The 10,901-nt window shown below is 70.6% G+C and carries 12 protein-coding genes; all 12 read right to left on the bottom strand.

All coding sequences use genetic code 11. The features are described from left to right. Positions 1-124: 124 nt before the first annotated feature. On the bottom strand, positions 125-889 hold the full coding sequence (gene hisF, locus VF647_04415; protein ID HEX8451317.1) for an imidazole glycerol phosphate synthase subunit HisF: 765 nt from the start codon (positions 887-889) through the stop codon (positions 125-127). Further along, positions 880-1,761 (bottom strand): diaminopimelate epimerase, encoded by an 882-nt coding sequence (gene dapF, locus VF647_04410; GenBank protein HEX8451316.1) that lies wholly within the window; start codon positions 1,759-1,761, stop codon positions 880-882. The genes hisF and dapF overlap by 10 nt, the downstream gene beginning before the upstream one ends. 125 nt (positions 1,762-1,886) lie before the next feature. Beyond that, entirely contained in the window at positions 1,887-2,510 is a 624-nt protein-coding gene (gene hisH / locus VF647_04405) for an imidazole glycerol phosphate synthase subunit HisH (GenBank protein HEX8451315.1), read from the bottom strand. Continuing rightward, positions 2,507-3,103 carry an imidazoleglycerol-phosphate dehydratase HisB gene (gene hisB, locus VF647_04400; GenBank protein HEX8451314.1) on the bottom strand — a complete coding sequence of 199 codons (597 nt, stop codon included), beginning with the start codon at positions 3,101-3,103 and terminating at the stop codon, positions 2,507-2,509. The genes hisH and hisB overlap by 4 nt, the downstream gene beginning before the upstream one ends. Next, positions 3,100-4,203, bottom strand: coding sequence for a histidinol-phosphate transaminase (gene hisC / locus VF647_04395; protein HEX8451313.1), 1,104 nt, complete (start codon positions 4,201-4,203; stop codon positions 3,100-3,102). The genes hisB and hisC overlap by 4 nt, the downstream gene beginning before the upstream one ends. A gap of 88 nt (positions 4,204-4,291) precedes the next feature. Beyond that, positions 4,292-5,584, bottom strand: a complete 1,293-nt coding sequence (locus VF647_04390; GenBank protein HEX8451312.1) for an adenylosuccinate synthase — start codon at positions 5,582-5,584, stop codon at positions 4,292-4,294. Positions 5,585-5,779: 195 nt separating this feature from the next. Beyond that, a complete protein-coding gene (locus VF647_04385; GenBank protein ID HEX8451311.1) occupies positions 5,780-6,181 on the bottom strand; it encodes a DUF559 domain-containing protein in 402 nt (133 codons plus the stop codon). A gap of 122 nt (positions 6,182-6,303) precedes the next feature. After that, positions 6,304-7,596, bottom strand: a complete 1,293-nt coding sequence (locus tag VF647_04380) for a folylpolyglutamate synthase/dihydrofolate synthase family protein (GenBank protein HEX8451310.1) — start codon at positions 7,594-7,596, stop codon at positions 6,304-6,306. Continuing rightward, positions 7,596-8,483 (bottom strand): acetyl-CoA carboxylase, carboxyltransferase subunit beta, encoded by an 888-nt coding sequence (gene accD / locus VF647_04375; protein ID HEX8451309.1) that lies wholly within the window; start codon positions 8,481-8,483, stop codon positions 7,596-7,598. The genes VF647_04380 and accD overlap by 1 nt, the downstream gene beginning before the upstream one ends. A gap of 149 nt (positions 8,484-8,632) precedes the next feature. Next, positions 8,633-9,868: a rod shape-determining protein RodA gene (rodA, locus tag VF647_04370; GenBank protein ID HEX8451308.1), complete on the bottom strand. Its 1,236-nt coding sequence runs from the start codon at positions 9,866-9,868 to the stop codon at positions 8,633-8,635. Positions 9,869-9,878: 10 nt separating this feature from the next. Further along, a complete protein-coding gene (gene mreD / locus VF647_04365) occupies positions 9,879-10,355 on the bottom strand; it encodes a rod shape-determining protein MreD (protein HEX8451307.1) in 477 nt (158 codons plus the stop codon). 18 nt (positions 10,356-10,373) lie between these two features. Then, positions 10,374-10,901, bottom strand: a 528-nt coding sequence (locus VF647_04360) for a rod shape-determining protein MreC (GenBank protein ID HEX8451306.1), incomplete at its 5' end; no start/stop codon positions are given.

The following is a 10,901-nucleotide window of genomic DNA, read 5'->3' as shown; positions in this document are numbered from 1 at the left end:
ATCTCGTTTCCGTCACGGCAATCTCCCTCGATGAGCGGCTCACGGGCCGCGACTGTCAGCTCTGCACCCTTCCGCGCACGCGGATCGGCGGCGCTCCTGCAAGGTTCGTGGCAGCGCGCGCGTTCTATTCGCGAACTGCGTGCCCGCGCGCCGCAAGGTAGCGCCGCGCCTCGGCCAGGGTGTACTCGCCGAAGTGGAAGATGGAGGCTGCCAGCACCGCGTGCGCCCCCGCCGCGAGCCCCGCGTCCAGGTGCTCCAGCGCCCCCGCGCCCCCCGATGCGATCACGGGAATCCGCACCGCGCCGCTTACCGCGCGCAGCAGCTCCAGGTCGTAGCCGTCGCGCGTGCCGTCGCGGTCCATCGAGGTCAGCAGGATCTCCCCCGCGCCCAGCGACTCCACGCGCCGTGCCCACTCCACCGCATCGATCCCCGCCGCGCGCCGCCCGCCGTGGGTGAAGACCTCGTAGCCGCTCGCGGACGACTCGCTGCTCCGCGCGTCGATCGCCACCACCACGCACTGCGAGCCGAAGTGCTCCGCCGCGCGCGCCACCAGCGCCGGGTTCTCCAGCGCAGCGGTGTTCACCGACACCTTGTCCGCCCCCGCGCCGAGGATGGCGACGAAGTCCTCCACCGAGCGCACTCCGCCGCCCACGGTGAAGGGGATGAAGATCGACTCGGCGGTGCGGCGGATCACCTCCAGCATCGAGGAGCGCCCCTCGTGCGATGCGGTGATGTCCAGGAAGCAGAGCTCGTCCGCGCGCTCGGCGTCGTAGCGCATCGCCTGCTCCACGGGGTCACCGGCATCGCGCAGCCCCTCGAACTGGATCCCCTTCACCACCCGCCCCTCCTTGACGTCCAGGCAGGGGATGATGCGCTTCGCTAGCCCCATGACAGCTCCCGCAGGCGCGCCACCATCCCCTCGCCCAGCGTGCCGCGGTACACGCCCTCCACCGGACCGCGCAGCAGCAGCGAGAAGTCGTCGCGCACGTCCACGTGCAACGATCCGCCGGGCATCCGCACCTCCACGCTGCGCTCCGTCACCATCCCGCGTCTCACGGCGGCGGCCGCGACGGCGCAGGCGCTGGAGCCGGATGCGCGCGTCTCCCCCGCCCCGCGCTCCCAGACCCACGCCTCCACCGCGCCCGGCTCTACGGGGACGGCGAACTGCACGTTGGTGCCACGTGCGAACGCCGGATGAGCGGAGATCTGCGGGGCGCGGCGGCGCAGGTCCTCCACGTCCAGCTCGTCCATGAAGACGACGCAGTGCGGGTTGCCGATGGAGACGGTGTTGATGAGCACCGCGTCGCCAGCCTCCAGCTCCAGCGCCTCGTTGTCCACCTCGCGCTCGTCGCCGGCGAGTCCCACGTCGGTGCTGCGGAACGATGCTGTCCCCATCTCCGCCTCCACCATCAGCACCCCGCCGCCCATCGCGCCGACGACGGTCATCTCCACGATGCCGCCGGGCGTTTCGACGCTGAACGGCACGCCGACGCTGGCCTCGCCGCGCTCCAGCAGGTACGCGGCGAAGATGCGCAGCCCGTTGCCGCTCTTTTCCGCCTCCGTGCCGTCCGGGTTGAAGATGCGCAGCCCGAAGTCCGCCGCCGTCGACCCGGTGCGCCCCAGTATGCCATCGGAGCCGACGCCGGTGTGCCGGTTGCACAGCAGGCGCACGGCGGGCGGGGTGAGGTCGAACGGGAGCGCGTCCAGCTCCAGCGCGATGTAGTCGTTGCCGAGCCCGTGGCCCTTGTAGAACTCCGCCATCTCAATCCTCCGATCGGGTGATCTCACACAGAGACACAGAGGAAACTACAAGAAAGGAAAAGAGGTTTGGTTCTCCCTCGGTGTCCTCTCTCTTTTACCTCTGCGGCTCTGTGTGAAATGGCAGTTCACAGCCGTGCGAAGTTGCCCAGGATGCGCAGGCCGTCCTCCTGGCTCTTTTCGGGATGGAACTGGATGCCCCACACGTTGTCGCGCCGCACGATGGATGCGAAGGCGTCGTCGTAGGTGCAGCGGCCGAGGACGTGCTCGCCGTCGGCTTCCAGCACGCCGTAGGAGTGGACGTGGTAGAAGTAGCGCGCCTTCGGGCCCGCGACGCCCTCCAGCACCGGATCGCTCTCCGCGGTGCGCACGAACTCGACCGAGTTCCAGCCGACGTGCGGCAGCGGGAGGTCGGTGCGCAGGCGCTTCACCGTGCCCGGGATCAGGCCGAGGCCAGAGATGCCGGGTGCCTCCTCGCTGGCGTCGTAGATGAGCTGCATCCCCACGCAGATGCCAAGGAAGGGGCGCTCGGTGCCGATGAACTCGCGCACCGCGTCGCCCAGGCCGCTCTCCTCCAGCCGCGTCATGCACTGCCCGAAGTGCCCCTGGCCGGGAAGGACCAGCCGCTCCGCGCCACGCGCCACGGCGGGGTCGGAGGTCAGCGTGACCTCCGCGCCCTCGTGCTCGAACGCCTTGGCCACGGAGCGCAGGTTCCCCGCCCCGTAGTCCAGCAGGACGATGGACGGCTTCACAGCGCACCCTTCGTCGAAGGCACCTCGCCCGCGCGGCGTGGATCGAGGGCGGTGGCGGCATCGAGCGCGCGGGCTGCGGCCTTGAACGTCGCCTCCACCACGTGGTGGGCGTTGTCGCCGCGGATGCCGTCCAGGTGCATCGTCAGCCGCGACTCCATCGCGAACCCGCGCCAGAACTCCGCCGACAGCGCCGCGTCGAAATCACCGATGCGTGGCTGGCCCGCGGGGAGCGGCACGTGGAAGTGCAGAAAGGGGCGGCCGGATACGTCCACCACCGCGCGCACCAGCGCCTCGTCCAGCGGCACGGTGGCATCCGCGTAGCGCACAATGCCGCGCTTGTCGCCCAGAGCATCCAAAAACGCGCCGCCCAGCGCGATTCCCACGTCCTCCACCGTGTGGTGCGCGTCGATGTGCAGGTCTCCCGTGCACTCCACCTCCAGGTCGAACATCCCGTGGCGGGCCAGCGCGTCCAGCATGTGGTCGAAGAAGCCGACGCCGGTCCTCACCTCGGCCTTTCCCGTGCCGTCCAGCTCGATACGCACGCGGATCTGCGTCTCGCGAGTGCTTCGCTCCCTCGTGCCGACGCGGCTCATCGTGCCTCCTCCATGATCGCGCGGACGGCGCCCAAAAAGGCGTCGTTCTCCTCCGGCGCGCCGACGTTGACGCGCAGGCAATCCTCAAGCATCGGGTACTTGCTCACGTCGCGGATCAGGATGCCGTGCTCGTCCAGCAGCCGCTGAAAGAGCTGCGTGTGGGTGATGTTGGGCGACTCCACGCGAAAGACCCAGAAGTTCGCCTCGCTCGGGTACACGCGCAGGCCGGGGATCGCGGACATCTCGCGGATCAGCCGGTCGCGCTCCTCGCGCAGCTTCGCCACCCCCGGCTCCAGCAGATGCCGGGCCCGCAGCACCTCGGCCGCGGCCACTTCGGTGAAGAAGTTGACGTTGTACGGCAGCTTGGCCTTGTTCACCTCGGCGGCGAGGGCCGGGTGCGCGAGCATGTAGCCCGCGCGCAGCCCCGCCATCGCCATCGCCTTGCTGAAGGTGCGCAGCACGACGAGCCGCGGGTGCGATTCGAGCAGGCAGATCGCGTCCGCGCCGCCGAACTCAACATATGCCTGGTCCACCAGCACCAGCCCGCTCGCCTCGTCGTGGATGTGCGAGATCTCGTCCAGCGACAGTGCCGCGCCGGTAGGGTTGTTGGGCGTGCACAGGACCACGACCGCCGCCCGGCTCTCGCGCGCGGCGCGGATGATGGCGTCCACGTCGAAGCGCAGGTCGGCGGCGAGCGGCACGGAGACCACCACGCCCGCGTTCACCTCCGTCATCAGCCGGTACAGCGTGAACGTAGGCTCGGGGATGACGACGGAGGTTCCCGGCCCCACAACCACGGCGAGCACGGACTGAATCAGTTCGTTCGATCCGTTCGCCACCAGGATCCCTTCCGCCGGCCACCCCGTCGCCTCGCTGACCGCGGCGATGAAGTTGGAGGCGACGAACGGCGGATAGCGGTTCCACGGCCGGTCCGCGAGGATGGCGGCGATGCGCGCCTTGACCTCGTCGGGAACGTCCCAGGGGTTCTCGTTCTGATTGAGCTTGATGCGCGGCTCGTACGGGCGCAGGGTGTAGGCCCCCATCGCGCGGACGGAGGGCTTCACCAGCGCGAGGACGGCTTCGGCGTCCAGGTCGGTCAACGCGGTATTCCCCTTCGAAAAACGAGCGGAGGGCGCGGCCCCATTGCCGCGCCCTTCCGGTCCCATCCACGCGAACTTCGAGGACGGGTCATCGCTCCACGTGGATGATCTGGTCGCGGCGCGTCCCCACGGAGACGTAGCGGATCGGCACCTCGGTGAGCTCCTCGATGCGGCGCAGGTACGCCTGCGCGGCCGGCGGCAGGTCGTCCCAGCGGCGCGCATCGGCGGTGGAGGTCTGCCACCCCTCCATCGTCTCGTACTCCGGCTGCGCTTCCTCCAGCAGCCCGAGGTCGCCGGGGAAGTCCTCCAGCGACTCCCCGCCCGCGCGGTAGCTCACCGCGACCTTGAGCTCGGGCAGCGTGTCCAGCACGTCCATCTTGGTGACCGCGAGCCCCGTGAGCCCGTTCACCCGCGCCGCGTACCTCACCACGACCGCGTCGAACCACCCGCAGCGCCGCGGCCGCCCCGTCGTCGCGCCGTACTCCCCGCCGAGCTTGCGGATCTTCTCCTGCATTTCCCCCTGAAACTCGGTGGGAAGCGGGCCTTCGCCCACCCGGGTCGTGTACGCCTTCACCACTCCGTACACCTCGGCGATCGCCGTAGGGCCCACGCCCACGCCGAGCGCCGCGCCCCCGGCCGTCGTGTTGGAAGACGTGACGTACGGATAGGTGCCGTGGTCCACGTCCAGCAGCGCCCCCTGCGCACCTTCCAGCAGCACGCGCTCGCCTGCCCGGATCGCGTCGTGGATCACGCGCCCCGTATCCACCATGATGGAGAGGAGCCGCTCGCGGATCGACATCACCTCCGCCACCAGCGCATCGGCATCCACCCGCTCATCGGTGGCCAGCAGCGAAAGCCGCTCGTTGACTCGCACGGCGGCGGCGCGGAGGCGCTCCTCGGCGCGGGCGGCATCGCGCAGGTCGGCCACGCGGATCCCCTGGCGCGCCACCTTGTCCTCGTACGCCGGCCCGATCCCCCGCCCCGTGGTTCCGATCTTTCCGGCGCCGCGGTGCTGTTCGGCGGCGCGGTCCAGCAGCTTGTGGTACGACAGGAGGAGGTGCGCGCGACCGCTTACCCCCACGCGCGGCGCGGCGTCGATGCCGCGGGCGGTGAGCTTGTCCAGCTCCTGGAAGAACTGGAAGGGGTCGAGCACCACGCCGTTCCCCAGCAGGCAGCGGCGGTTGGGGTGCAGGATGCCGGAGGGGATCTGGTGGAGGATGAACTCCTCGGTCCCCACGTGCACGGTGTGCCCAGCGTTCGCACCGCCCTGATACCGCGCGACGACGTCCACCTCCTCCGCGAGGACGTCGACGATCTTCCCCTTCCCCTCGTCTCCCCACTGGGAGCCGACGATCACCACACAGCCGTTCTTGCCAGTCATCTCGGACGCTGTACCAGAGGAATCCGGCCGCATTGCGCACAAAAGCGCGGGCCCGCCGCAAAGGTGGGACCGCGCTCGACGTATCCTGTGGCGAATGTAGGACGGGGGCGAGGGTGGTGTCAACACGGGGGCGGGCGCGGGCGGCGGGCGGCGGGCCCCCTCCCCCGCTCGTTCCTCGCGACCCCTCCCCCAAAACTACCTGGGGGAGGGGTGGTCGGCAGGTTCGGGGTCGCGGGGCGCGGGCAGCGCGGCGCGGATGCGGGCGAGGACGTCTTCGATGTCGGCGAAGATCTCGCCGTTGCGGAAGCGTATGACACGGACGCCGTGGGCGGCGAGGTTGGCGTCCCGCGCGGCGTCGTACTCGTGCGTGCGGTCGTGGATCGGCCCGTCCAGCTCCACGCAGAGGCGACCTTTTGGGCAGTAGAAGTCGAGGATGGCACGCCCGACGGGGTGCTGTCGCCGGAAGTTGTAGCCCATCACCTGCGCCTTCCGCAGCCGCCGCCACAGCACCCGCTCCGCCGGCGTTTCCCGCCGCCGCAGCTCTTTCGCCCGAGCGTCCAGCTCAGCCGTCGTCTTCCGAATCCTTTTAGAGTACATCCATACAGATACCCCGGATCACACCACCGGTAACCAACCTGGGCCACCACCCCTCCCCCAGGCAGTTTAGGGGGAGGGGTCGCGAGGAACGAGCGGGGGAGGGGGCCTCGCCGCCCCCGCCCCTACACCCACACCCCCAACTCCCCCAGCGCATCCCCCACCGTGTGCACCGATCCCGTCACCAGCACCGTCCCGTACGGCGCCATCGTCGTCACGCGCTGGAGGGCGGTCGGGAAGTCCGGAATCACCCGCACCGCCACCCCCGCCGGCACCTCCAGCGACGCCGCCACCGCCTCCGGGTCCCAGCGCCGGGAGTCGGGGGCGGTGGGGGCGACGGTGAGCACGACGGCGTCCACGCGGGCCACGAGGGGCGGGAGCATGGCGCGCCAGTCCTTGTCCGAGAGGATCGCCGCGAGGAGGACGCGCGGACGAGGGAGCTCCAGCGCGTCGAGCGTGGCGGCCAGCGACTCGACGCCGGCGGGGTTGTGCGCGACGTCGAAGACCCAGGTGAGGCCGTTCCTCACCTCCACCTGCATCCGGCCTGGCCAGCGCACCCCCGCCAGCCCCGCCTCCACCGCGTCCCACCCCGGCCGCAGGTCGTCGGGGAGGATGCCGAGCAGCTCGGCGGCGAGGGCGGCATTGCGGGCCTGGTGCGCGCCGATCAACGGCGTGTGCACCTCGCGCTCGCCCCAGCGCGCGGAGGACAGGCGGAAGCGGGTGCCCTCCAGCGACAGGCGCACGTCGTCCACCCGCGCGACGTCGTCGAGCACGAGAAAGGGGGCGCCGACCTCCTCCGCGCGGCGGCGGAGGACGCCGAGGGGGAGCGGCTCCGACTCGCCGGCGATGGCGGGGGTGCCGGGCTTGAAGATCCCCGCCTTCTCCCACGCGATCTCGCCGGGAGTGTTGCCCAGGTACTCCGTGTGGTCGATGCCGACGTTGGTGACGGCGGTCGCGACGGGGGTGAGGACGTTGGTCGAGTCGAGGCGGCCGCCCAGCCCCACCTCCACCACGGCCGCGTCCACACCCGCCTCGGCGAAGCAGAGGAAGGCGATGGCGGTGGTGGCCTCGAAGAAGGTGGCGCCCGACTCCTCGATGGCGGGACGCAGGCGCGCCTCACACGCCAGCAGGAGGTCGCGCTCCACCGGCGCGCCGCCGATGCGGATGCGCTCCGCGAAGGAGACCAGGTGCGGCGAGGTGTAGAGGCCCACTGTACGGCGCGGGTCGGCGGCGCGCAGGGCGGCGTCGCACAGGGCGCTGACGGAGCCCTTGCCGTTGGTGCCGCCGACATGGAGCGAACGGAAACGCCGGTGTGGATCACCCACACCGGCGAGGAGCGCCTCCGTCCGTTCCAGGCCCCAGCGGATGCCGCCCGTAGGCCGGGCGAAGAGCCAGGCCCCGGGTTCGTCCGCGCGCATCATGGGGCGTCGGGAGCCATGTTCAGCGCGAAGTCCTCCGGCGCGGGAAGCGCCATCATGTGCCGCAGCAGGCGCGACACCTCGCGCTTCATGCTCCGCCGGTCCACGATGCGGTCCAGCATCCCGTGCTCCAGCAGGAACTCGGCGCGCTGGAAGCCCTCGGGGAGCTCCTGCTTGATCGTCTGCTCGATCACGCGCGGCCCCGCGAAGCCGATCAGCGTCCCCGGCTCGGCCAGGTTCGCGTCGCCCAGCATGGCGTACGACGCAGTAACGCCACCCGTCGTGGGGTCGGTAAGGATGGAGATGTAGGGGAGCCCCGCCTCGTCCATCTGCGCGAGCACGGCGGAGGTCTTCGCCATCTGCATCAGCGAAAAGATCCCCTCCATCATCCGCGCCCCGCCGGATGCGGAAACGATGATCAGCGGCTGCTCCTTCTCCAGCGCGCGCAGCCCGGCGCGCGCCAGCTTCTCGCCCACCACCGAGCCCATCGACCCGCCGATGAAAGCGAAGTCCATCACGCCGATCGACACGGGGATCTCGTCCAGCTTCCCCTCGCCGGTGATGACGGCCTCGCCGTGGACGCTCTTGCGCTCAGCGGCGGCCAGGCGGTCCTTGTACGCCTTGAGGTCCACGAACTTGAGCGGATCGGCGGAGCGCAGGTCGCGGTCGCGCTCGCGGAACGTCCCCTCGTCCACCAGCAGCGCCACGTAGCCGTTGGCCGGCAGCCGCATGTGATGGGCGCAGGTGGGGCAGACGTTCCAGTTCTCCTTGAGCTTCTCGCGGTACAGGATGTCGCCGCACGCGGGGCACTTCTCCCACACGTCGCCGGGAAGGTCGCGCCGGTCGGCCGCCTGCAGGCGCGTCTTGGGTTTGCGGAACCAGGCCATGGGGTTCGGAGCTGGATATAGGATTGTGCGGGGAAAGTGCGTGAGTGCGTCAGTGCGCAAGTGCGCAAGTGCGCTGGATCCAAGCGCACTCACGCACTAACGCACTAACGCACCCCCCCGTGGAACTCCGGGACGCACTTCGGCGCCCGCTACCTCGCCGTCTCCGCGGCTATTCGCTGCACCACCGCCATCGCGGTGATGTTCAGCAGCAGGAACGAGCCGCCGTACGAGATGAAGGGGAGCGGGATGCCGGTGATGGGCATGATCCCCACCGTCATCCCCACGTTCACCAGCACGTGCGCGAACCAGCTCCCCAGCAGCCCGATCGGCACCAGCGAGGCGAACGGGTCGCGCGAGCGCTCGGCGATGTGGATCAGCCGCCAGAAGACCAGGCCGAACGTCACCAGCACCGCCATCACGCCGATGAACCCCGTCTCCTCGCCCACCACGGCGAAGATGAAGTCGGTGTGCTGCTCGGGAAGGAAGGCCAGCCGCTTCTGCGAGCCGTCCAGGAACCCCTTCCCCCACAACCCCCCGCTCCCGATAGCCACCCGCGACTGGATCAGGTTGTACCCCGCTCCGCGCGCGTCGATCATCGGGTCCAGGAAGACCAGCAGGCGGTTCTTCTGGTAGGGCTTCAGCGTGTTCCACAGCGGCAGCGCCACGCCGCCCGCCACGGCGTTGGCCATCCAGATGGAGGCCTTCTCCGCCAGGAAGGCGTCGCGGTACAGCAGCAGAACCAGCAGCACCACGATGTACACGCCCCATACGATCGGGTTGATCGAGATGAAGAGCGAGAGCGCCGGGCTCACCAGGAAGAAGATGGTCATCAGCGGCGTCCCGGCCCAGAACAGGCACCAAACCAGGATCGAGCCGAACACCATCGCCGAGCCGAGGTCGGGCTGCGCCAGCACCAGCACCATCGGCACCATCACCACCACGATCGGCTTCCACAGCGCCCACAGCGTGCGCGGAGGCTCGCGCCACTCGCCCAGCACGCGCGCCAGCATCATGGCCGTGGCCAGCTTCGCCAGCTCGGCCGGCTGCAGGCGCAGCGGCCCGATCACGATCCAGCTCTTGATGCCGCCCGTCGTCTCGCCGCCGGAGCCGATGACGGGGACCAGGAGGAGGAGGACCAGGGCAAGGGCATAGGCCGGCTGCGCCGCCCACTCCAGCCATCCAACGGGCACGCGCAGGATGAGCGGCACCAGGATCAGCGAAAGGCAGAACCAGATGATCTGGGCGCGCCACGCCCCCTGGGCGCGGGTGTACCCCACGTCCACCACGCCGGCGCTGAACACCATGGCGATCCCGAAGACCGCCAGCGCCACCACCAGCGCGAATAGGATGGGGTCCCCCAGCCGTAGCGCCCTGTACCTTCTCATAGACGGACCCCTACACCAGCGCGCGGTACACGGTTACGGCCGCCAGCCCCGCCGCCGCGGCGTACAGCGCCGCCAGCGGGGAGAGGGTGAACAGCACGGACGCGGGCCCCGCCAGGGACCGCGAAGAGAGCACTCCCCAAAGGAAGAGGTCGAACAGGTACTTCCCCAGCCCCAGAAAGGCCAGCAGGAGCACCGGCGAGTCGCCGGCCAGCACCTCGCGCGAGCGGGAGGCCAGGTAGCCCAGCACCGCCAGCACCAGCGCGCTGGCCCCCATGGTGAAGGGGTTCACCGCGCCGTCCAGCACGCCGAAGAGCACCCCCAGCCCGGCGGCGGAGCCGGCGCGCATGCGGCGCGCGGCCAGCAGCAGCGCCACCGTCAGCAGGTCGGGGACGTAGAACCCCAGCCCGAGCCCCACCTTGAGCACGAAGTGGAGGATCACCAGCCCCGCGATCAGTCCCACGAACTGCCACCGCGTTCCTTCCGTCATCGATAGTCCGCCGCTCGGTCAGGGGTTGGTCGGCGCCGGAAGCCCCGGCGGCACCCGGGGCGCGTTCGGGTCCACCACGCGCCCGGGAAGCTCCGGAGTCGGGTCCACGATCGCCGGGCGCTGCCGCGGCTGGGTGCGCGGCGCCGCGGCACGGGGCCGCGGGCGCGTGGGAGCCGTGGGCGTCGCCGCGTCGGGCGAGACCGCCGGGCCCGTGGCGCGCGCGGAGTCTCGCTCGGCCGCGCTGAGAGTGACCCCCCACGCCGCCGCCAGGTCCTGGTCGGTCGGCGCCGTGGTGGGCGCGCCCAGGATCAGGACGTGCGACATCTGCGCGGGGCTCACCAGGGGGCGGATGTAGTACACCCGCTGCCAGCCGCCCTCCGCGCGCCCCGCGCCCGCCACGCGGCCGACGGGGATGCCGCGCGGGTAGAGCCCACCGTCGCCCGAGGTCACGATCAGCGACCCGTTGGGCGGCTGCGTGTGGAAGGCCACCGGCGTCAGCGCCAGCATCCGCTCGCCGCGGGGGCCGTTGGTGGGCTTGGCGATGCC

It is taken from the genome of Longimicrobium sp., from assembly GCA_036387335.1.
Classification (GTDB): Bacteria; Gemmatimonadota; Gemmatimonadetes; order Longimicrobiales; family Longimicrobiaceae; genus Longimicrobium.
This window is presented reverse-complemented; position numbering and strand designations above follow the sequence as displayed.